Source organism: Deinococcus aetherius (genome assembly GCF_025997855.1).
Lineage (GTDB): Bacteria > Deinococcota > Deinococci > Deinococcales > Deinococcaceae > Deinococcus > Deinococcus aetherius.
Window position 1 is genome coordinate 2,256,974 of sequence record NZ_AP026560.1, and the last position, 20,645, is coordinate 2,277,618.

Consider the following 20,645-nt stretch of genomic DNA (forward strand, 5'->3'; position numbering starts at 1 on the left):
GGGCCTCAGTATCCCAGCCAGTCCTCGCCCACCTCCTCCACGCTCTGCCCCACCTCCTCGGCCACCTCGTCGCGGCGGGTGGCCCAGGCGGGGAAGGGGTAGTTCACAAGGACCGGGTTGGGCACGTCGGGCTGGGAGACGAGCATGGTCCCCGGCTGGAGGATGCCCGCCCGCGCCCGGAAGCTCTGCGGCAGGAAGCGGTACTCGGGCCGCTCGGCCTCCGCGAGGTCGAGGCGCCCCACCACCCGGATCGCCGCGTTCGACACGATGCGCCGCTCGACCTCCGAGGCCGTCTGCTGAGCGCCGATCAGGATGATCCCCAGGGAGCGGCCCCGTTCGGCGATCTCCAGCAGCACGTCCTTGATGGGGCTGCCCTCGTCGCGCGGGGCGTACTTGTTCAGCTCGTCCAGCACCACGAAGACGGTGTTCTGCCGCCCGTATTTCTCCTTGTGCTCGAACACCTCGCGCAGCAGCACGCCCACCACGAACATCTGCGCCGGGCCGGAGAGGTTGTGGATGTCCACCACGCTCAGTTGCGTCCCGCCGAGGAGATTGGGGCGGTACTGACGGGCCTGCGCCTCGCTGAGGTCGCCGCGCACCAGGGGCGAGAGGTGTTTTTGCACCCCGCGCAGCCGCCGCACGAAGGCGCGCAGGGTGCCCTGGGTCTGGCCGAGGACCCACCTCTTGTCGCCCAGCCCCTCGTTCTCGTCGAGCAGCTTGTATTCGAGGTAGGAGATGAGCTGGTCGAAGGTCTGGATGTTGACGGCCCCCACATCGCTGAAGTCGATGTTCTCGGGGATGTTGGAACTCTCCTCGACCTTCCAGTCCGTGACGCCGAGGCCCGCTCCCGCCGAGGCCTGCGTCTGGGCGAGCTTGAAGAGCTTTTCCTCGATGTTCCCGATCACGAACCCGATGTTCAGGCTGCCTCCGGCGTCCGAGAAGACGTAGGGCAGCATCCGCCGCTCGCAGAACTCACGCAGGGTGAAGACGAAGGGGGTCACCCCCTGCGCCCGCTGGTCGGTGTGGGGCACAATGGCATTGTTTGAAGCACCCGGGCGAGGCGGCGCGAGGAACTGCGCGTCCCGGAAGGGGGACATGGGCAGCCCCATCAGCGTGTAGCGGTCCGCGCTCAGGCCCTTGGCAGCCTGGGCCTCGGCCTCGCGTTCCTGCACCCTGCCGTTGGGCTGGTCGAGGAAGAGCAGGTCCTCGCCCTTCACGTTGAAGATGATCGCCTTGCCGCCCGCCGTCCCCGCCGTGTGGCCGCCGCCCGCCCGGGCCACACGGTCCATCACGCCGCTGCGGAAGATCGAGTGCAGCAGGAAGAGGGCGTAACTCGTCTTCGTCGCCACGCCCGAGATGCCGCTGATGTTGATGTGGCCGCCGCTCTCGCCGTTCACGAAACGGAAGTTCAGCGGCAGGGGCTGCCCGTCCGCGAGCAGGCCCGCCGGGAAGGCCGCCTCCTTCATCTTGTCGGCGCTGAGGGCCATGTCGAGGTCCGCCCCGTGCGCGCGGCGCACCTCGTCGCCGGGCTGGGGCGGGATGAAGTGCTCGGGGTCCACCCGGGTCACCAGCACCCGCGCCGCGTAGCTCACAGAGGCGGGCAGCACCCCCGCCACCACGTCCTCCACGTCCGACTCGAAGGTCACGCCCTCGTGCCGCTTGCGGACGTTATCCACTAGGCCGTAGAAGCGCACCTCCCGCCCGTCCGGCTTGAGGGTCCGCACCACCACGAGATCGTCCAGCCCCACGCTCGCCCCCGGCGCCACCGCGAACCAGAAGACGGTGGGCGTCACGTCCTCGGTGCCGAGCACGCGGCCCAGGCGCTCGCCGCCTTCCCCAAAGGTCACGCGACCACCCCAAGCTCTCTGGCAATATGGGCCCTTAGGCGGCGGGTCACGAGGTCGGCGCTGCCCATCGCGCGGGTCATGGCGCTCTCCAGGGCGGCGGTCGGGATCAGGTTCTGGGGGGCACGGGGGTCCTTGTGCGCCCGGCTGGCGAGGCGGCACAGGAGATGGCCGCTGACGTTCGCCACCTCGCGCACGATGGGCGGCAGGAAGTCGGAGTCGTCGGGGGCGTACATCTCCAGCCGCATCACGCCGGACATGGGGTGCTGGTAGAAGGCGGCCTCGCACAGCCGCACGTACCAGATGAAGCGGGTGTAGGGGCTGTTGGCGTACTTCATGTGCAGGATGGGCGTGCGCTCGCCAGGCCGCAGTTCCGAGAGCAGCGAGGCGCGGTCGGCGGGGAGGTACTGGGTCTGCATCGTCTTTACGCAGCCCACGACGGCGCCGCCCAGGTTCTTCGAGCGCAGGGTGCCGTCCTGGATCGTCAGCGAGGTCAGGGCCTCCCGGTCGTCCTCCTCGGAGAAGGGCACCTGCGAGGCGAGGCCGTGGGAGAGATTCTGTTCCTCCGCCAGCATGACCTGTTGCAACTTGTGGAGCGGCGCGAGGGGATCGGCGCTCTCAGTGACGATGGGCGTGTATTGCAGCGTTCCCGTGTGCGGGTCGCGCGGCGAGAGGCGGTAGGGGTCCACCCGCAGCCCCGGCGCGTGGGCGAGGAGGCGCCGCGCCCGTACGTCGGTCAGCTCGGCGGGCCGCGACCCGTGCGGGCACATCCGCACCGCGCCCACCACGTAGGCCCCGAAGCCGCCCATGCCCGCCTCGCCCGCCTCGTCCTCGATGAAGACGCGCGATTCCATCCGCCGCTTGCCGTCCACGACATGGACCGTGTGCAGACGCTCGGGGACGGGTTTCGCCGCCACCGCCGCCCAGCGGGGCGTCTCGATGTCGATCAGATCGCCCTCGAAGCGTTGCAGGCCGAGTTGCCCGCCCTCGATGTCCACGGGCCAGGGGTCAAGGCGAATCCGCATGGGGGGCATTGTAGGTCGGGGTCGTGGGCTGTGGGGCACAGGTTGGAGGAAAAGAGGGTGCTCTTCCTCCAACCCACGACCCACGACCTACAACCCAAAAAAGAAGCGCCCGGTTCCCCTCACCGGACGCGCCCTGTTCTCTCCTCTGCTCTCAGCCGTGATACCCGCTCAACTCCCGCAGCCGCGCCTCGTCGGTCAGGGTCAGGCAGCGGTAGGCGGGGGTCAGCAGGCCGTCGTCGCGCATCTCGCCGATGAGTTTGCTTACGCTCTCGCGCGTGGCCCCGGTGCCCTCGGCGATGAGTTCGTGGGTGGCGCGCACGAAACGCTGGCCGCCCTCGTGGACACCGCCCAGGCTGGAGTCGGCGAGGCTCAGGAGGTAGCGGGCGATGCGCTCGCGCAGTTCGCCGTCCTGGATGTGCACGCCGTCGTTCATCACCCGCTGGAGCTGGGCGCTGAGGCTGCGGGTGACCTCCCACAGCTCGGCGGCGCTGAGGTGCTGAATGTGGATGGGCGTGAGGCTGGCGTCGGTGAGGGCGATCATCTGGTGGCTGCGCGGCAACCCGTGCAGGGTCTCCTCGCCGAAGATATCGCCCGGCAGCACGTGGCGCACGGTCAGGTTGCGGCCCTGGGGCGTCAGGCGCACGGCACGCAGAAGGCCGCTGTCGAGGCGGTAGAGGGTGGGCGCCGAGTCGCCCGCGTAGTACAGCGTGTCACCACGGCGCAGTGGCCTGCTGCGAAGGTCGGAACTGACCGGGGGGGTGCTGTACAACGTCATGACGGACTCCTTGGGACAGGGAAGGACGGGGCGGCGGACAGCGAACAACCGGATTCCGAGACGCCCGAACTGTACAAAGTTTGTCCAACCTTTGAACGTTCGGGCCGAACATTATGAAGTCCTTGATAAGGCGGGGGGAGGTGGGGGCACCGGGGACGCGCGCGAGAAGGGTGGCAGGCACGTCCTTCTTCCCACCTTTCGTTCGACGTTGACCTCCTTAACCCTTCGCGGGGGGTGCGGCGCCCTCACCCTTTCTTCATGCACAAACGGTTGGGGCGTGAGACGAAGGGGAGGGGACGGATCTGCCCCCCGCGCTGGACCTCAAGCGAAGACCTCCAGGCCGTCCAGAACGACGCTCGCGTGTGCCTCGACGGTGAGGGCGTGGTCGCGGTTGTAGCCGCCCGCCATCATGGTCACGACGGGCACGTCCACCTCCCGGGCCCAGGTCAGCACGGCCCGGTTGCGCTCTCGCACGCCGTCCAGGGTCAGGGCGAAGCGGCCGAAGCGGTCCCCGGCGAGTACGTCCGCCCCCGCGAGGTAGAGGAGCAGGTCGGGGCGGAAGGCGTCCAGGGCGGGCAGGGCCGACTCGCGCAGCACCCGCAGGTACTCGACGTCGGTGACCCCGTCGGGGAGGCTGAGGTCGAGGCTGCTCCTCTCCTTGCGGAAGGGGTAGTTGCGTTCACCGTGAACGCTGAGGGTAAAGGCCCGCTCCTCCCCGGCGAGGAGGGCCGCCGTGCCGTTGCCCTGATGAACGTCGAGGTCGAGCACGGCGACCCGGTTCGCCCACCCCTCGTCCAACGCGAGGCGGGTGAGGATCGCGGCGTCGTTGACGAGGCAAAAACCCTCGGCGCGGTCGGCGAAGGCGTGATGGGTGCCGCCCGCGAGGTTGGCGCCCCAGCCGCACTCCAGGGCGTCGTGCAGGGCCGCGAGGCTGCCCCCCGCCGCCCGCCGCGCCCGCTCGACCACCCCGGGGCTCCAGGGCAGCCCGAAGGCGCGCTGCTCGGCGGCCGTCACCTCTCCCCGACGCCAGCGCCGCAACCACTCGGGATCGTGCACGCGCGCGGCGTCGGCCCAGCGCAGGGCGGGCGTCTCCAGCACGGGGAGCAGGCCCGCCAGCCGGTCGCGGACCCCCGCGTACTTGTACGCCGGGAAACGGTGGCCCTCCGGCAGGGGGAAGGTGTACGAGGCCGGGGTGTAGGCCCGGAAGGGGTGGAGAAAGGGGGAGTCGGAGGCGGGCGCGGGCACCCCGGCAGTCTCGGGCAAGGGGGGCGGTCGGGCAGGGCTGATCCCCACTTTGTTCGACCTTTGTTCAAGGTCGTGTGTTCAAGGTCGTGCCCGGGGGCCCGTCCAGTTCCGACCCGTCCAGCCGAGCGCGGACCCTCCCGCACCCGCTGGTTTACTCTGTGCCGGATGACCAGCCCTGCCCAACTGCCCCTGATCGTGAGCGCCGGGGAGGCGCTGACCGACCTCGTGACCGCCGGGGAGAACCGCTGGGTGGCACACCCGGGCGGCGCGGGGTGGAACGTCGCGCGGGCCTGCACGCGGCTAGGGATCCCCAGCGCCTTTGCGGGGGCGGTCGGGCAGGATAACTTCGGGGACGACCTCGCGGCGGCGAGCGAGGCGGCGGGGCTCGACCTCCGTTTCCTCCAGAGGGTGCCCGCCCCCACCCTGCTCGCGGTCGTGTACCGGCTCACGCCGCCCGCCTACCGCTTCCTGGGCGAGAACAGCGCCGACCTCCAGTTCGACCCGGGACGCTTGCCCGAGGACTGGCTGGGGGCCGTGCGCTGGCTGCACGTCGGCGGCATCAGCCTGAGCCGCTGGCCGCTCGCCGACACGCTGCTCGGCGTGACCCAGGCGGCGAAGGCAGCGGGGGTGCGGGTCAGCTTCGATCCCAACGCCCGAATCACCCACCGCCACCCGGACTACCCGGCGGTCTTCCGGCGCGTGGCGGGGCTCTCGGATCTGATGAAGCTCAGCGACGAGGACCTTGCCTTCTTCTTCCCGGGACGATCCGAGGAGGATGCGCTGCGGGAGTTGCGCGGCATGAACGCCCGCTGCCCCATCGTGATCACGCGCGGGGCGCAGGGGGCGACCCTCTACCAGCCCGCCGGACGCGCCGACCTTCCCACCGCGCCCGTGACCGTGGCCGACACGGTGGGCGCCGGGGACGCCCTGTGCGCCGGTCTGCTCGTGAGCGCCATCGAGCGCCCCGAGGCGCTGTGGACCGACCACCTGCGAATGGGGTTGCGCGCCGCCGCCGCCGCCTGCGCCCGCCCAGGCGCCTACGCGCCGACCCGCGCGGACCTGGAGGCGGTGCCGCTGCCGGGGTAAAGAGGGGTTCACAGACACGGGACGCGTTGGACCCACCCTACCCTCAGCCCGGGCAGAGCCCCCGGCGCAGCGACTCTACGTGGAGGCCAGGCTGCCGCCGCAGTTCGGTGACGTACCCGGGACGGCGGATGCCCGTCTCGCGCAGCAGGCGTCCCCGCACGTCGTACTCGGCGGCGAGGTTGTACCGCACACCCGAGGAGCCCGAGGCGCGGGCAGTCGCGTAGCGCAGCCTTCCGGTGGCGTCGTAGTACCCCGTGAACTGCACGTTGTTGCCCGGCAGGGCGCGGCGGTACCGCACGATGCGCGGCGTGTTCCTCACGTCGGCCAGCACCGTCAGCCGCACCCGGCCCAGGCGGTCGGCACAGCGCCGCGACACCCGCAGGGGGTGGAGCAGCCCCGTGCGCTCCAGCAACCGCACCTGCGCCGTCTCTCGGGCGACGAGCACCCGGGCCTGCTGGAGGGCCGTGGGCTGCCGGGGAGACGTTTGGGCCGGGGCGAGGGGGGACAGGGCGGCGAGCAGCAAGGAGGCGAGGGGCGCGGCCAGGCTGCGGGAATTCATGGTTTCCTTTTACCCGATGGGAGTGAGGCGGGGGTGCGGGTCGCTTTCATCTCAGGGCGTCAGCGGCATCTCGTGATGGCGCTCCCGCAGCAGCCGCAAGACCTCCCGCGCCGAGGTCAGGATCGGCGTGCCCGGCCCGAAGATGCCCGCCACCCCCGCCGCCTTCAGGGCCGCGTAGTCCTGCTGAGGAATTACCCCACCCGCGATCACGAGGATGTCGTCCGCCCCCTGGGCCCGCAGCGCCCCGATCAGCGCGGGGATCAGCGTGCCGTGCCCTGCCGCCTGGCTGCTCACGCCGATGACGTGAACGTCGTTTTCAATGGCCTGCCGCGCGGCCTCCTCGGGCGTCTGGAAGAGGGGGCCTACGTCCACGTCGAAGCCGAGGTCCGCGAAGCCCGTGGCGATCACCTTCGCCCCCCGGTCGTGCCCGTCCTGCCCCATCTTCACCACGAGCATCCGGGGACGGCGGCCCTCGGCGGCGGCGAACGCCGCGATCTCGGATTGCAGGGCCGAGAAGCCCTCATCCCCCGCGTAGCCCTGCGCGTAGACGCCGCTCAGCGTCCGCACCTCGGCCTGGTGGCGGCCCCACACGCTCTCCAGGGCGGCGCTCACCTCGCCCACCGTCGCACGGGCGCGCATCCCCTCGATACTCAGGGCGAGGAGGTTGCCCTCTCCCGTCCGGGCGCACTCCAACAGAGCGGTGAGGGTCCGGTCCACATCGGCCTGATCCCGGGTCGCCCGCAGCGTCTCCAGGCGGCGAATCTGCCCTTCCCGAACGCTGGCGTTGTCGATGTTGAGCACGTCCACGTGCGTCTCGACCTCGGGGCGGTACTTGTTCACCCCCACGATCACGTCCTCACCCCGGTCGATGCGGGCCTGTTTGCGCGCCGCCGACTCCTCGATTCTCAGCTTGGGCGTCCCCGACTCCACCGCCTTCGCCATACCGCCCAGCGCCTCGACCTCCGCGATGAGCTTGCGGGCCTCCTCGGCGAGGTCGGCGGTCAATCTCTCCATCAGGTACGACCCGCCCCAGGGGTCGATGACGTGGGGAATGCCCGTCTCCTCCTGGATGACAAGCTGCGTGTTGCGCGCGATGCGGGCCGAGAAGTCGGTGGGCAGGCCAATCGCCTCGTCGAAGGCGTTCGTGTGCAGGCTCTGGGTGCCGCCGAAGACCGCCGCCATCGCCTCTACCGCCGTGCGAACGACGTTGTTGTACGGGTCCTGCTCGGTGAGCGACCAGCCCGAGGTCTGGCAGTGGGTCCGCAGGGCGCGGCTCATCGAGTTTTTGGGGTTGAACTGGGCCATGAGTTCCGACCACAGCAGCCGGGCGGCGCGGAGCTTGGCGACCTCCGTGTAGAAGTTCATCCCGATGGCGAAGAAGAAGCTCAGCCGGGGGGCGAACTCGTCGATGTCGAGCCCCTTGGCAAGCGCCGCGCGCACGTACTCCAGCCCGTCCGCGAGGGTATAGGCGAGTTCGAGGGCCGCGTTCGCCCCCGCCTCCTGGAGGTGATACCCGCTGATGGAGATGGAGTTGAAGCGCGGCATCTCCCGCGCCGTGAACTCGATGATGTCGGCGACGACCCGCATGGAGGGCCCGGGCGGGTAGATGTAAGTGTTGCGCACCATGAACTCTTTGAGGATGTCGTTCTGGATGGTGCCCGAAAGCTGACCCAGCGTCGCCCCCTGTTCCTGCCCCGCCACGACGTACCCGGCGAGGATGGGCAGCACCGCCCCGTTCATGGTCATGGAGACGGACATCTCGGAAAGGGGGATGCCATCGAAGAGGACCTTCATGTCCTCGACCGAGTCGATGGCGACGCCCGCCTTGCCCACGTCGCCCACCACGCGCGGGTGGTCGGAGTCGTAGCCCCGGTGGGTAGCGAGGTCGAAGGCGACGGACAGGCCCTTTTGCCCGGCGGCGAGGTTGCGGCGGTAGAAGGCGTTGCTCTCCTCGGCGGTCGAGAAACCCGCGTACTGCCGGATCGTCCACGGGCGGGCGGCGTACATCGTGGCGCGCGGGCCCCGGACGAAGGGCGGCAGGCCGGGCAGGCCGGGGTCGAGGCCCTCCACGTCGGCGGCGGTGTACAGGGCTTTGAGGGTCAGCCCCTCGGGGGTCGGGCGGTTGAGCGTTTCCGGGTCCGCGCCGCGCAGGTCCTTGCGGGCGAGGGCCTTCCAGGCGGACAGGTCGTGCGGTGCGGTCATGCGGCCTCCGTGTCGGTGTGGGGCCATGATGCCACGCGCAGACCAAACGGGCGTTTGGTGACTGGGGACACGGGACAGGCTCCCCCCCTGGACCGTCCATCAACCGTTCAAATTGTGAGGCCCGGCGGGAGGACGGTGGACACACCTCGTTTCATGTCAAAGGGACTGAGCCCCGTGTCCCCCGGAGGTTCGACCATGAACACGCCCTTCAAAGCTGCCACCCTCCTCACCCTCGTCGCCCCGCTCGCCGCCTGCGCCCCCGCCATGAACGGGGCGGCGGAGGGCAACCTCGCCAATGGGGGCCTGAACCCCGCCGCGCGCCTGAGTGTGGCGCAGCCCAGCCCGGCAAGCACGGCGGGGACCCTGCGGCTCACCAGCCCCACCTTCAGGGACGGGGGCCGCTACCCCGACGCCCAGGTGGCGAACGGCTTCGGCTGCACGGGCCAGAACCTCAGCCCGGCGCTGGGCTGGACGGGCGTGCCCGCCGGGACGCAGAGCCTCGTGCTCACCAAGTACGACCCCGACGCCCCCACGGGCAGCGGCTTCTGGCACTGGATCGTCTACAACATCCCCGCCACGGCCACGGGACTCGCGCAGGGGGCGGGCAACCCGGGCGGCACGTTGCCCGCCGGGGCCGCGCAACTGAACAACGATGGCGGCCAGCCCGGCTTCACCGGCGCCTGCCCGCCTCCCGGCGACGCGCCGCACCGCTACGTCTTCACCCTGTACGCGCTGAACAAGACGCTGGACCTTCCCGCCGGGGCCTCCCCCGCCTTCCTGGGCTTCAACCTCAATGGCGCGGTGCTTGCCAAGACGAGCCTGACGGCGACGTACGGGCGCTAACCTTCACGCCCCGAACAGGCCTCCGGGGGTGGTCTATCCCCCGCCACACACTTCTCTCATTCTCGCGCGGGCCCCTTAGAATCTGGGGCGTGACTGCCTCTTCCCAGTTTTCGGCCCGTGCGGGAGGCGTCAAGCTCGCTCCCAGCCTCCTCGCCTGCGACTTCACCCGCCTCGGCGAGGAACTGGCGAGCATCGCCGGGGCCGACTACGCCCATGTGGACGTGATGGACGGCCTGTTCGTGCCTAACATCTCCTTCGGGCTGCCCATCCTGAGCGCGGCACGGCGGGCCACCGACCTCTTCCTCGACGTTCACCTGATGATCGAGCGGCCCGAACGCTACCTGCGCGATTTCGCGGAGGCGGGCGCGGACGGGTTGACCGTCCACGTCGAGGCGACCCCGCACCTGCACCGCGCCGTGCAGACCGTCCGCGAACTCGGCAAGCGGGCGGGCGTGACGCTCAATCCGGGCACGCCGCTGGAGGCCGTGCGCCCCGTCCTCGGCGACGTGGACCTCGTGCTGGTGATGAGCGTGAACCCGGGGTTCGGGGGACAGAAGTTCATCCCCGCGAGTGTGGAGCGCATTCGAACCCTGCGGCGCTGGCTGGACGAGATCGGCAGCGAGGCGGAGCTGGAGGTGGACGGCGGCGTGACGCCGGACAATGCCCGCCTGCTGCAAGGCGCGGGGGCGACCGTCCTCGTCGCGGGCAGCAGCGTCTTCGGGCCGGACGGGGCGACAGCCGGACTCTCCCGGCTGCGGGAGGCGCTGGCGTGAGGCTGCGGGTGGATCTCCTGCCGCACGGGAACTACCCGGACGTGGTGCTCGTGGTGGACGTGCTGCGGGCCACCACCACTGCCGTGCAGTACCTCGAACGCGGGGCGGACGCCCTGCTCCTGACCGCCACGCCGGAGGTCGCCTTCGCCCTGCGGGAGAGCGGCGCGGGCATCCTCCTCGGCGGGGAGCGGGGCGGGCTGCCCATCCCCGGCTTCGACTTTGGCAACAGCCCGGTCGAGGCTGCGGCACAGAACTTCACGGGCAAGACGGTGGTGATGAACACGACGAACGGCACCGGGGCCGCGCACGTCGCCGCCGAGACGGGGAAGCACGTGCTGCTCGCCGCCCTGACGAACGCCCACGCCGCTTCCCGCCGCGCCCGCGCGCTCGCCACCGAGGAGATCGCCATCGTCTGCGCGGGGACGGACGGGCGGGTCGGGCTGGAGGACGTGTACGCCGCCGGAGTGCTCTCCGAATACTTGCTGACGATGGGCGGCTTCTCCATCGACGACGGCACCCGCATCGCCCTCACGGTGCGGCGCAATGCGGGGAACCCCATCGAGGTCGTCAGCAGCAGCGGGCACGGTCAGGCCCTCGCCGGCCTGGGCCTAGGGGACGACGTGCGCCACGCCGCGCAGGTCAGCACGAGCACGCTGGTGCCGGTCCTCGACGCGGTGCAGGAGACGGCGGGGGCGCTGCGGTTCGTGGCTGGGTGAGGGGCAGTCCCCGTAACGGTGTCCGCCGCCCCCACCCGCTACCCTGTCCCCCATGACCGTCTCCGACTTCCAGCTCCCCGCCGTGACTCCCGTCGAGGACATCGACTGGCGGGCCATCCCCAGCCCGGCCTTCGTTCTGGACGAGTCGAGGCTGCGGCGCAACCTCGCCCTGATCTCGCACGTCCAGCGCGAGAGCGGCGCGCAGATCATCCTGGCCTTCAAGGGCTTCGCCATGTGGAGCACTTTCCCTCTCCTGCGCGAGTACGGCGTCACCGGGGCGACCGCGAGCAGCCTGAACGAGGCCCTGCTCGCCCGCGAGGAGATGGGGGGCGAGGTCCACGTCTACGCCCCCGCCTACAGCGACGAGGACTTCGGGCAGATGCTCGAACTCGCCGACCACCTCGTCTTCAACTCGTTCAGCCAGTGGGAACGCTTCAAGCCCCAGGTCGAGGCCGCCCGCGCCGCCGGGAAGACGGTCCACATCGGAATCCGCGTCAACCCCGAGTACGCGGAGGTCGAGACGGACCTCTACAACCCCGCCGGGCCCTTCTCCCGCCTCGGCGTGACCCGGCGCGAGTTCCGAGCCGACCTCCTCGACGGCATCGACGGGCTGCACTTCCACACCCTCTGCGAAAAGGACTCCGACACGCTGGAGCGCACGCTAGAGGTCGTGGAGCGCAATTTCGGCGAGTTCCTGCCCCGGATGAAGTGGGTGAACTTCGGCGGCGGGCACCTGATGACGCGGCAGGGGTACGACATTGAGCGGCTAATCCGCGTAGTGCGTGCCTTCCGGCAGAAGTGGGGCGTCCACGTCCTGCTGGAGCCCGGCAGCGCCTTCGCGTGGCAGACGGGCTGGCTGGTGAGCAGCGTGCTCGACGTGGTGCACAACGTCAGAGACATCGCCGTCCTCGACGTGTCCGTCAGCGCGCATATGCCCGACGTGCTGGAGATGCCCTATCGCCCGCGCATCCTGGGCGCCCGTGACCCCGGCGACGGGGAGGTCACCCACCGCGAGGCGAACGACTACGCGAGCGGCGACCACCCCTACCTCATCGGCGGGACGACCTGCCTGGCGGGCGACGTGGTGGGCGAGTACGTCTTCGACCACGAATTGCGCGTGGGCGACCGGGTGGTCTTCGACGACATGATGCACTACACGATGGTCAAGACGACCTTCTTCAACGGGGTCAAGCACCCCGACATCGGCATCCTGCACGTAGGCGGGAGCTACGAGCGGGTCAAGGCGTTCGGCTACGAGGAGTTCAAGGCCAAGCTGAGCTGAGCGTCACGCCGACTCCGGCCCCGGTCCCTCCGCCTCGAACTCGGGGCGAATCGACCGGGGCCGCCTGCCGTCTATGTCGGTGAAGCCGTACTCCCCGGCGAGTTCTGCGGCGACGAGCACCTGGCCCGTGCGGTCCAGCACGCCCGGGTCGGCGGCGAGGTGGGCGACGGCGCGGCCCAGGAACTGCGGCGACTCCGAGTTGGAGAGGTCGAAGGCGCCCTCGGGGGCGAGGAGCACGCCCTCGGTGCGGACGAGGCCGGGGTAGAGCGACACGGCGGCGACCCGGTGCGGGCGCAGGTGGTTGGCGAACGCCTCCGCCATCCGGTCGTCCGCGTTCTTGGCGAGGAAATAGGGAATGTTCTCGCTGCCCCGGTGCCGCCCCCCCGCGAAGAAGCTGATGTTGACGACGAGCCCCCGGGCCGCGATCAGGAGGGGCGCGGCGAGCGCAGTGGTGACGTAGTGGGCCCGCACGCCCGAGTCGAACATGTCGTTCCAGATCGAGAGCGGTTGCTCCCAGAACGGCGCGTTCCACGCCTGCCCGCGCTCGTCCCAGCGGTGCAGGCCCTCGTAGCCGCCCCAGACGTTGTTCACGAGCACGTCGAGGTGGCCGTATTCTTCCGTGATTCGCTCGATCACAGCGCGAGTCTGCGCGTCGTCACGGTGGTCGCACTGGACCGGGACGCCCTGCCCGCCGAGAGCGGTCACGTCCGCCGCCGTTTCCTCCAGGCTGCCCACCAGGAAGGGCATCTCGGGGTGGCGCCCGCCGAGGGTGCGGCCCGTCACGTAGACCGTGGCCCCGGCCTCCCCCAGCCCCAGGGCGACCCCGCGCCCGACGCCCCGGCTGGCCCCGGTGACGAGGGCGACCTTTCCGTGAAGTGTTGGCATAGGGCGGCCAACTTACCAGCCCAAGAGCAACCCAAAAGAAACGTCCCGCCACTCCCGGCGGGGACGCTTCTTCTGGAAACAGGAGGCTCCGAACCTGCGCCGGGGGCGGGATTCGCCGCCTGCGGGCGCGCCGACATTGTGACCCGGCCCGGGGAGAACGTGGAGAGGGGGGCGCGGGAGGCTTCAGGCCGGGCGAGGGACGGGGAAGGGTCCCCGGCAATCACACCCGGCTCGGGGGATCAGGAGGGTGGGGAGGTCGGGATCGGCACGGTCTGGTGATGGTTGCCAGGGTAGATATAGATGCTGACGGTGCTCTGACAGGGCGCTACACGAATTTCCCCGCCATCTCATGAACCGCCGATCTTCGGCCCCCTCCCCTACCCCAGCCGCCCCGCCACCCACAGCGCGAGCGGCGCGACGACGAGGGCCGGAAGCATACTCCCCACCCGCACCCGGCGGTCCTCCCAGCCCAGTCCGGCGAGCATCAGGTTCCAACTGATGCCGGAGATGATCAGGCCGCCCGCCCCGGTGATCATCAGGACGTAGGCGTTCGTCTTCAGGACGCCCGGGTCCGCCCCGCCGAGCAGCCCGGCCGCGAAGGCCCCCGCCGCGAGGCTGAGGCCCCCCTGGAGGACGAGCACGGTGATCACGCTGAAGCCCACCCCGATGCCGTACGCCCCCGCCAGCGCGAGCGAGGCGATGCCGTCGAGGGTGCTCTTGAGGACGTAGGTGCCGCTGTCCCCGGTCAGGCCGTTCTGGAGGCCCCCCACCACCGTCATCGGCCCGACGCAGAAGAGCAGGCTGGCGGCGACAAAACCTTCCGTGAAGCGCCCGCCCCCCTGGAAGCGCCGCCTCAACCGCTCGCCCAGCCGGGTCAGCCCCTCCTCGATGCCCAGCGCCTCGCCGATCACGGCCCCCAGCGCGAGGCTGATCAGCGCGAGGATCACGCCGGGGACGACCCCGCCCGTCACCCGGTTGAGGCTCCCCGCCATGTCGAGCCCGATGAAGAGGGTGACCAGGCTGAGCGTTTGCAGCAGGGTGCGCTGGGTGCGCTCGGGAAGCCGCCCGCCGAGGGTGAGCCCCAGCAGGGTGCCCAGCAGAACGGCGGCCACGTTGATCAGGGTGCCGGAGACTTGCGAGAGGAGGCTCATCGGCGACCAGCCTAGCGCCGCGTGCAAAGAACACCGCCCCGGCCCGGTGGGGCGAGGCGGTGCCCGGGAGGAGGGCGGGGATTACTGGCTGCGGTACTTCGGCGTGATGATCTCCTCGCGCCCGCCGAGGTCGAGCTGCTCGGTCACCGCCTGCGCGGTCGTCAGGCTGTAGGCGTCCGCCGCGCCGTAGTTCACCGCGTAGCCCATGTCCTGCAAGGAGCCGATGCTCAGGCGCGAGAGCGGGTTCTTGACACCGCTGTTGAGGTAGCCGGTCATCAGCTCGTTCTTGAAGGTGGTCTCGCGCCAGTGCGCGCCCGCCGTGCCCGAGCCGCCCTGGTTCTCGACGGGCACGGTGCTCAGCGTGCCGCCGAAGGCGCGGTACTCGCGCACCCCGTTGGTGCCGGTATAGACGGGGTTGGTGGTGCCGGTCCCGCTCACGAGGCCGAAGGTCCGCCACAGGCTCCCGATCCCCAGCGAGTGCCCGAGTTCGTGCACGGCGATGTCGGCGAGCTGCGAGCTGAACTGCCCGAGGTCGGCGGTGTCGAAGACCAGGGTCGAGTAGGTCGTCAGACCGCTCGACGAGCGGATGGAGCACGGGCCGCTCTGGGCGAGGACGCCGCCGGGGCCGTCGATGCTCTTGTTGCCCGTGAACACCAGGATGTCGTCGATGGTGCCCGAGAACGCCGCGTTGCTGCCGCAGGAATTGGCGGGGACGTTCGCCGTCACGCTCGGCAGCCCCTGGGTGATCACGCCCTGCCAGCGGCTCGCGGCGGCGTTCATCGCGTTTACCACGCTCGCGTCGCTTCCGGCGGCGAAGCGCAGGGTGATGTTGTAGGCCTCGGTCGCCTGCTCGCCCACCGGCCCGGCGCTGAGGTACGGGTCGAGCGGCAGGGCAGCGACGCCGGGCAACACGGCGCCCTCCTGTGCGGCGGTCGGCGCCTGCACGCCCGCCTCCCGGTTCTGGCCCCCGCACGAGGCGAGCAGGGCGGTCAGGGCGAGGGCAGCGGCGCTGAGGGGGAGTCGGGACATGGGGAGACCTCCGGGTCAAGGGGCGAGGGACGCGGGCAGAAGAGCCCCGGGAAAGGGCTTACACGTTCGTGCGGACGAACAGTTGGAGGAGCAGGCGGAGCGTAGAGCGGAGGGTGTGAGCAGGATGTGGGGGCTGTGAAGGTCTTCACACGAGGTGACACCGAGGGCTTGGGGGGAAGGGTCCAGCCCAGGCCCGAAACAGGGCAAGGAACTACAGGGCTTCTCTCCCCTCATGCCCGACCTGGACGACGGGCCTTGCACTTCGTCGGGGGGGAGGACTCCCCTGATGCCCCCTTTAGGCTTGACGTGGGGGTGACGCGTGGCGTGGTACGCTTCCCCCAAGTTGACCTGTCTCGCCGCCTTGCCACTCTGCCTTCCGCCGTATGGTGCGGGCGGGCCGGGTGGTGGGCTCGGTCAATGCAGAACGTGGTCGGGGCTGCCGTCAGGGCGGCCCCGCGTGCTTTTCGGAGGTTTCCCTTGACGCTCACCGAACAGTTCCAGACGCTCCCGAAGCTCCTGAAGGTCAGCGAGGTCGCCGACTTCACGGGCACCCACGAACGCACCGTCCGCCGCTGGATCCGGGACGGCCGCCTCGGCGCGGTCGAACACCCGAGCGGCCTGCGCGTGCCCCGGCGCTCGCTGTGGCGCTTCCTGGGTCTGGACCTCGGCCTGAGCGCCTGAAGCTGCGTCCGCAGAGCGCCGCCGCATGGGGGGGCTCGGCTCCTCCTGGTCTCCACACGAGCGGCGCGCATCCTCTCCCGTGAACGTCCTGTTCGGGTGGGGGGCGTGAGCCTCGCGGCCCTGCACGCGGCCCTCGCACGGGGGGACGACGTTGCTGCGCTCGCGGCCTTGCAGACGCTCGACTCCTCCGAGCAGACCCGGGCGGCCCCGCTCGCACTGCACCTGGGCAGGCCGTCTCTCGCCGTCCGCTGGGCCGACGACCCCCTCACGCTCGCCGCCGCCCACCTGCGCCTGGGCCACCCGGGGGCCGCGTTGGAGGCCTTGCACGGTCAGCCCGACGCCGCCCGCCCCGCCCTGTTGCGCGCCCGGGCCGCGTGGCAGCTCGGGGGGCCGGACGCCGCCGACCTCGCCGCGCACGCCCGTCACCTCGCCCGCGCCCAGGGTGACGCCGGGGCCCTGACCGCCGCCGTCACCCTGCTCGGCGAACTGCACCTCCGCACCGACCCGCGCGCCGCTCTGCGCACCCTCGCCGAGGGGCTGAGGGTGGCCGAACTCGCGGAGACTCAGGCCGACGCGCACCTGCTTTCGGTCCTCGCCCACGCGCAGGCCTCCGTCGGTAGTCGGGAGAAGGCGGACCGCACGGCGGGGAAGGCCCTGCCTCGCAGCCTGCCCCGCAGCCCGGCGCGGGTGGTCGCCCTGCTCGCCCTCGGGCGGAAGGAGGAGGCGCGGGCGGAGGCGACGGCGGGGGAACTGGGCGAGGTGTGGCTGCGGGGTTTTGCCGACGGGACCTGAGACCGCCTAGGCCAGCCCCGACTCTGCCCAGGCCTTTCCAGAGGGAACGTACGGCGGGCGGATGAACATCCTCGGGCCCGGGTTGCCCTCCAGGTACACGCTCTCGTAGGTCCACACGTTGCGCTCCTGCACGAGGGCGTAGAAGGCCGCGCCGTCCGCCAGTTCCCCGGCGGGAAGGGACAGACGGGCGCGGTAGGCTCCCAGGAAGGGCTCGCCCAGGGCCGGGTTCAGTCCCAGGCTGAGGTGCAGGCAGCGCACGACCTCCCAGGCGCGGGGGGCGCGGCGGGTCTGCTCCCAGTCGATCAGGGCGGTGGGCCGCGTGCCCCCGAAGAACACGTTGCCGTCGTGGTAGTCGCCGTGCAGGAAACGTGAGGGAAAGGCGGGAGGGTAGTCGGGCGAGGGCGAGGCCCCGAGGTACGCCAACCGCTGCCCCGTCCTCTCCAGCGCCCAGCCGTCCACCTCGTCGGGGCGGGGCAGGGCGAGGAGGGCCGAGCGCACGCGCTCCAGCCGTTCAATCGCTCGGCCCACGCTCGACACCCCGAGCCCGGGAACGTCGAACGGCGCGGAGGAGGGGAGCCGGTCATGGAGGTCCGCGAGGAAGGCGCCGAGGGCCGCCGCGTGGGCGGGCGTCAGGCTCCCCCGCGCGACGGGCGCCCCGGGGGCCACGGGAAAGAGGGCGGCGAGGGCGGCCCCCGACCGCCCCACCGTGCCCCCCGCCCGGGTCACGAGCGGCGGCGGCGTGGGAAGCCCGGCCTCCACGGCGAGGGCAATCGCCGCGTGCTCCCGCTCGACCCGCGCCTGCTCGGTGCTTCGGTAGACGCGCAGGTGGAAAGTTCCCGCCTCCGCCCACACCCGGAAGGCCCCGTTGATACTCCCGCCCCCCAGCGGAGCGACGGCCCGCACCGCGCCCACGTCCCAGACCCGCGCGACCTCCTCGGGCCTCACCCCGGCACCACGTCCAGCCGCCGGAGGCCCCGGATCACGAAGCCGCCCACGTACTCGGGCTCCGAGGCCGGGTCGGCGAGGCGCAGCCCCGGAAAGGTGCGGGCCAGGGCGCGCAGGCTGAGAGAGAGTTCGAGCCGCGCGAGAGGCGCGCCCAGGCAGTAGTGCGTCCCCAGCCCGAAGGTCAGGTGCGGGTTGGGGTCGCGGGTCAGGTCCAGCTCGTCCGGGCGCTCGAAGCGGCGCGGGTCGCGGTTGCCGCTCGCGTACAGGAGGCCCACCTTCTCGCCGGGGCGCACGGTCTCGCCGTGCAGAGTGACCTCCTCCAGCGCGTACCGCTCGAAGAGGGGCAGGGGCGTGTCGAAGCGCAGCAGTTCCTCCAGCGCCGTGCGGAAGAGGGGCAGGCTGCCCTGGCGCGGGGCGGCCTGTGCGAGCGTCCGCCACTTCTCGGGCTCCCGCAACAGCGCGAGCACGCCCGCCGAGAGGCCGTTCACCGACGCCTCGTGCCCGGCGTTCAGGAGCAGGATGCAGGTGTCGATGAGTTCGCGCTCGGTCAGGCGGTCGCCGCCCTCCTCGGCCTGGACGAGGGCGGTGATCAGGTCGTCTCGCGGGGCCTGTCGGCGAAGGTGGGCGAGATCGCGCAGCAGGGCGCTGAAGTCCAGCACGGCCCGCTCCGCCGCCACCTGCTCCTCGCGGGTGTAGCTAGGTTCGTACAGCCGCACGATGGCCGCCGACCAGGGGCGCAGTTGACTACGTTCTTCCGGCGGCACCCCCAGCAGTTCGGCGATCACCGTGACGGGCAGGGACTCGGCGTATTCGGCCACAAGGTCGAAGCGGCCCCCCCCTACCTCCGCCAGTTGTCGCGCCAGCAGTGCCTCGATTCGCCCCGCCAGGGCCTCCACCCGCCGGGGCGTGAAGGCGAGGCTGACGAGCGAGCGCAGCCGGGTGTGCTTGGGCGGCTCGGAGTCGAGGAGGTGGTTGCCGTTGAAGGCGTCGAAGTTCGCCTGGGCCGAGTCGGGCGGCGGCCAGCCCAGCTCGTCGCGCGAGTAACGGTGCAGGGCGCTGCGCCCGAAGCGGCGGTCCCGCAGCAGCGCCGCGATGTCCCCGTGCCGGGTCAGGAAGACGCGGCCCAGCCTGGGGTCGCGGAAGGCGGGCGTCTCCTCGCGCACCCGCGCCAGCCAGGGGGAGGGGTCACGCACGAACGCCGGGTCAGTCAGGGGCAGCGCGAACGCGGGCAGGGACATGACCCCAGGCTACGGCAGGCGTGGCGGAGTCCATCTGCGGTCCACCGGGCGTTTCCACCCATCTGTTGCGTTCCTCACGTTGACTGAGGGGGCAAAAGCGGTGTAGCCTTCACTGACCAAAGTCGAGTTAAGGGTGGAACCGCTTCCGAAGAGAGGCGGCGGGCCTCTGGCCTGCAAGGGTCCACCCCGGAGGACGCATGAAGAAAGCAATTGCCGTCGTCAGCCTCATCGCCGCGTTCAGCGCCGCCACCCACGCCGGGGCCGTGACGCTCACCCTGGCCTGTGGGGCCGTGGGTCAGGAACTCGAGCTGTGCAAGGCGGGCGCCGACCGCTGGGCCAAGAAGACCGGGAACACCGTTCGAATCTTCGAGAGCCCGAACCTCACGAACGACCGCCTGGGCCTGTACCAGCAGCAGCTCGCCGCGCGCAGCAGCGACATCGACGTGTACCAGCTCGACGTGATCTGGCCCGGTCTGCTCTCGCAGCACTTCGTGGACCTCAAGGGCAAGGTGCCCGCCGCCGAGATCAACCAGTTCTTCCCGCGCATCGTCGAGGCCAACACCGTGAACGGCAAGCTGGTCTCGCTGCCCTGGTTCACCGACGCCGGGCTGCTGTACTACCGCACCGACCTGCTGAAGAAGTACGGCTACTCCGCGCCCCCCAAGACCTGGGCCGAACTCGCCACCATGGCGAAGAAGATCCAGGACGGCGAGCGCCCGGCGAACCAGACCTTCGCGGGCTTCGTCTTCCAGGGCAAGAACTACGAGGGCCTGACCTGTGACGCGCTGGAGTGGGTGAACTCCTTCGGCGGCGGGACCATCGTGGACAACACCGGCAAGGTCACCATCAACAACCCCAAGGCCGCCCAGGCCCTCGACACCGCCGCGAGCTGGATTCGCAACATCAGCCCGGCGGGCGTGACGACCTACGGCGAGGAGGAGGCGCGCGGCATCTTCCAGTCGGGGAACGCGGCCTTCATGCGCAACTGGCCCTACGCCTACGCGCTGGCCCAGGGCGAGGACTCCAAGGTGAAGGGCAAGATCGGCGTGGCGCCGCTGCCCGCCGGGGTGGGCGGCAAGCCCTCCGCGACGCTCGGCGGCTGGAACCTCGGCGTGAGCTCGTACTCCAAGAACCAGGCCGCCGCCATCGACCTGGTGCGCTACCTGACCAGCCCGGCCGAGCAGAAGATCCGCGCCATCGAGGGGGCCTACAACCCCACCATCCCGGCCCTGTACAAGGACCAGGCGATCCTGAAGGCCAACCCCTTCTTCGGCAGCCTGTACAGCGTGTTCACGAACGCGGTGCCCCGCCCCTCGGCGGCCACCAAGGGCAAGTACAACCAGGTGTCGCAGGCCTTCAGCACTGCCGTGAGCAACGTGCTCAACGGCAAGGCCAAGGGTCAGGCCGCCGTGGCCCAGCTCTCGACCGAAATCGCCCGCATCAAGGGGCGCGGCTTCTAAGCCGGCTCGGTGAGCGGGTGCAACCGGCCCGCACCTGAGCGCCCCCGGGGGACGTCCACGCTTGGGCGTCCCCCCTTCCGTTTCCCGGGCGTGGGGCCACAATCCTTTGCATTC

At 70.9% G+C, this 20,645-nt stretch carries 19 protein-coding genes; 8 read left to right on the top strand and 11 right to left on the bottom strand.

Going from position 1 to position 20,645, the window contains the following annotated elements; translation table 11 throughout:
- Positions 1-5: 5 nt before the first annotated feature.
- From DAETH_RS11425 to DAETH_RS11440, 4 genes are all read right to left on the bottom strand, one after another.
- Entirely contained in the window at positions 6-1,847 is a 1,842-nt protein-coding gene (locus tag DAETH_RS11425; protein WP_264775017.1) for an ATP-binding protein, read from the bottom strand.
- Positions 1,844-2,878 carry a DNA double-strand break repair nuclease NurA gene (locus DAETH_RS11430; RefSeq protein WP_264775018.1) on the bottom strand — a complete coding sequence of 345 codons (1,035 nt, stop codon included), beginning with the start codon at positions 2,876-2,878 and terminating at the stop codon, positions 1,844-1,846. Before DAETH_RS11430 ends, DAETH_RS11425 begins: the two co-directional genes overlap by 4 nt.
- 142 nt (positions 2,879-3,020) lie before the next feature.
- A complete protein-coding gene (locus DAETH_RS11435; protein ID WP_264775019.1) occupies positions 3,021-3,644 on the bottom strand; it encodes a Crp/Fnr family transcriptional regulator in 624 nt (207 codons plus the stop codon).
- 321 nt (positions 3,645-3,965) lie between these two features.
- The gene (locus tag DAETH_RS11440; RefSeq protein WP_264775020.1) at positions 3,966-4,889 is read right to left on the bottom strand and encodes a histone deacetylase family protein; all 924 of its coding nucleotides are present in this window, start codon (positions 4,887-4,889) and stop codon (positions 3,966-3,968) included.
- A gap of 165 nt (positions 4,890-5,054) precedes the next feature.
- Between DAETH_RS11440 and DAETH_RS11445 the strand changes: the two genes are divergently transcribed.
- The gene (locus tag DAETH_RS11445; RefSeq protein ID WP_264775021.1) at positions 5,055-5,975 is read left to right on the top strand and encodes a carbohydrate kinase family protein; all 921 of its coding nucleotides are present in this window, start codon (positions 5,055-5,057) and stop codon (positions 5,973-5,975) included.
- A 43-nt stretch (positions 5,976-6,018) separates the two neighbouring features.
- Here the strand turns inward: DAETH_RS11445 and DAETH_RS11450 are convergent, their stop codons facing one another.
- On the bottom strand, positions 6,019-6,534 hold the full coding sequence (locus DAETH_RS11450) for a hypothetical protein (protein ID WP_264775022.1): 516 nt from the start codon (positions 6,532-6,534) through the stop codon (positions 6,019-6,021).
- A 51-nt stretch (positions 6,535-6,585) separates the two neighbouring features.
- On the bottom strand, positions 6,586-8,736 hold the full coding sequence (gene scpA / locus DAETH_RS11455; protein ID WP_264775023.1) for a methylmalonyl-CoA mutase: 2,151 nt from the start codon (positions 8,734-8,736) through the stop codon (positions 6,586-6,588).
- A gap of 195 nt (positions 8,737-8,931) precedes the next feature.
- Between scpA and DAETH_RS11460 the strand changes: the two genes are divergently transcribed.
- The 4 genes from DAETH_RS11460 (at position 8,932) to nspC (ending at position 12,350) form a co-directional block, all read left to right on the top strand.
- Entirely contained in the window at positions 8,932-9,579 is a 648-nt protein-coding gene (locus DAETH_RS11460; RefSeq protein ID WP_264775024.1) for a YbhB/YbcL family Raf kinase inhibitor-like protein, read from the top strand.
- Positions 9,580-9,668: 89 nt separating this feature from the next.
- Positions 9,669-10,352 (top strand): ribulose-phosphate 3-epimerase, encoded by a 684-nt coding sequence (gene rpe, locus DAETH_RS11465; RefSeq protein ID WP_264775025.1) that lies wholly within the window; start codon positions 9,669-9,671, stop codon positions 10,350-10,352.
- On the top strand, positions 10,349-11,068 hold the full coding sequence (locus DAETH_RS11470) for a 2-phosphosulfolactate phosphatase (RefSeq protein WP_264775026.1): 720 nt from the start codon (positions 10,349-10,351) through the stop codon (positions 11,066-11,068). Before rpe ends, DAETH_RS11470 begins: the two co-directional genes overlap by 4 nt.
- A gap of 52 nt (positions 11,069-11,120) precedes the next feature.
- Positions 11,121-12,350 carry a carboxynorspermidine decarboxylase gene (gene nspC / locus DAETH_RS11475; protein WP_264775027.1) on the top strand — a complete coding sequence of 410 codons (1,230 nt, stop codon included), beginning with the start codon at positions 11,121-11,123 and terminating at the stop codon, positions 12,348-12,350.
- Between the two features lie 3 nt (positions 12,351-12,353).
- Here the strand turns inward: nspC and DAETH_RS11480 are convergent, their stop codons facing one another.
- The 3 genes from DAETH_RS11480 to DAETH_RS11490 all read right to left on the bottom strand — a co-directional run bounded on the left by DAETH_RS11480 (position 12,354) and on the right by DAETH_RS11490 (position 15,415).
- Entirely contained in the window at positions 12,354-13,235 is an 882-nt protein-coding gene (locus DAETH_RS11480) for an SDR family NAD(P)-dependent oxidoreductase (RefSeq protein WP_264775028.1), read from the bottom strand.
- A gap of 377 nt (positions 13,236-13,612) precedes the next feature.
- On the bottom strand, positions 13,613-14,386 hold the full coding sequence (locus DAETH_RS11485; RefSeq protein WP_264775029.1) for a DUF554 domain-containing protein: 774 nt from the start codon (positions 14,384-14,386) through the stop codon (positions 13,613-13,615).
- An 81-nt stretch (positions 14,387-14,467) separates the two neighbouring features.
- On the bottom strand, positions 14,468-15,415 hold the full coding sequence (locus tag DAETH_RS11490; RefSeq protein WP_264775030.1) for a leishmanolysin-related zinc metalloendopeptidase: 948 nt from the start codon (positions 15,413-15,415) through the stop codon (positions 14,468-14,470).
- A gap of 477 nt (positions 15,416-15,892) precedes the next feature.
- Here DAETH_RS11490 and DAETH_RS11495 point away from each other — a divergent pair, with 477 nt between their 5' ends.
- Both DAETH_RS11495 and DAETH_RS11500 read left to right on the top strand, forming a co-directional pair.
- Positions 15,893-16,096, top strand: coding sequence for a helix-turn-helix domain-containing protein (locus tag DAETH_RS11495; RefSeq protein ID WP_102128235.1), 204 nt, complete (start codon positions 15,893-15,895; stop codon positions 16,094-16,096).
- A 105-nt stretch (positions 16,097-16,201) separates the two neighbouring features.
- Positions 16,202-16,888, top strand: a complete 687-nt coding sequence (locus DAETH_RS11500; protein ID WP_264775031.1) for a hypothetical protein — start codon at positions 16,202-16,204, stop codon at positions 16,886-16,888.
- A 6-nt stretch (positions 16,889-16,894) separates the two neighbouring features.
- Here the strand turns inward: DAETH_RS11500 and DAETH_RS11505 are convergent, their stop codons facing one another.
- Positions 16,895-17,833: a phosphotransferase enzyme family protein gene (locus tag DAETH_RS11505; protein WP_264775032.1), complete on the bottom strand. Its 939-nt coding sequence runs from the start codon at positions 17,831-17,833 to the stop codon at positions 16,895-16,897.
- Entirely contained in the window at positions 17,830-19,071 is a 1,242-nt protein-coding gene (locus tag DAETH_RS11510) for a cytochrome P450 (RefSeq protein ID WP_264775033.1), read from the bottom strand. The genes DAETH_RS11505 and DAETH_RS11510 overlap by 4 nt, the downstream gene beginning before the upstream one ends.
- 197 nt (positions 19,072-19,268) lie before the next feature.
- Here DAETH_RS11510 and DAETH_RS11515 point away from each other — a divergent pair, with 197 nt between their 5' ends.
- Positions 19,269-20,531 (top strand): ABC transporter substrate-binding protein, encoded by a 1,263-nt coding sequence (locus DAETH_RS11515; protein ID WP_264775034.1) that lies wholly within the window; start codon positions 19,269-19,271, stop codon positions 20,529-20,531.
- Positions 20,532-20,645 lie beyond the last annotated feature (114 nt).

Bases quoted from the DNA above. Each gene is read 5' to 3' on its own strand.
- DAETH_RS11430 (WP_264775018.1), bottom strand. From the start codon at position 2,878: ATGCCCCCCATGCGGATTCGCCTTGACCCCTGGCCCGTGGACATCGAG.
- DAETH_RS11435 (WP_264775019.1), bottom strand. From the start codon at position 3,644: ATGACGTTGTACAGCACCCCCCCGGTCAGTTCCGACCTTCGCAGCAGG.
- DAETH_RS11445 (WP_264775021.1), top strand. From the start codon at position 5,055: ATGACCAGCCCTGCCCAACTGCCCCTGATCGTGAGCGCCGGGGAGGCG.
- DAETH_RS11450 (WP_264775022.1), bottom strand. From the start codon at position 6,534: ATGAATTCCCGCAGCCTGGCCGCGCCCCTCGCCTCCTTGCTGCTCGCC.
- scpA (WP_264775023.1), bottom strand. From the start codon at position 8,736: ATGACCGCACCGCACGACCTGTCCGCCTGGAAGGCCCTCGCCCGCAAG.
- DAETH_RS11460 (WP_264775024.1), top strand. From the start codon at position 8,932: ATGAACACGCCCTTCAAAGCTGCCACCCTCCTCACCCTCGTCGCCCCG.
- nspC (WP_264775027.1), top strand. From the start codon at position 11,121: ATGACCGTCTCCGACTTCCAGCTCCCCGCCGTGACTCCCGTCGAGGAC.
- DAETH_RS11480 (WP_264775028.1), bottom strand. From the start codon at position 13,235: ATGCCAACACTTCACGGAAAGGTCGCCCTCGTCACCGGGGCCAGCCGG.
- DAETH_RS11485 (WP_264775029.1), bottom strand. From the start codon at position 14,386: ATGAGCCTCCTCTCGCAAGTCTCCGGCACCCTGATCAACGTGGCCGCC.
- DAETH_RS11490 (WP_264775030.1), bottom strand. From the start codon at position 15,415: ATGTCCCGACTCCCCCTCAGCGCCGCTGCCCTCGCCCTGACCGCCCTG.
- DAETH_RS11510 (WP_264775033.1), bottom strand. From the start codon at position 19,071: ATGTCCCTGCCCGCGTTCGCGCTGCCCCTGACTGACCCGGCGTTCGTG.
- DAETH_RS11515 (WP_264775034.1), top strand. From the start codon at position 19,269: ATGAAGAAAGCAATTGCCGTCGTCAGCCTCATCGCCGCGTTCAGCGCC.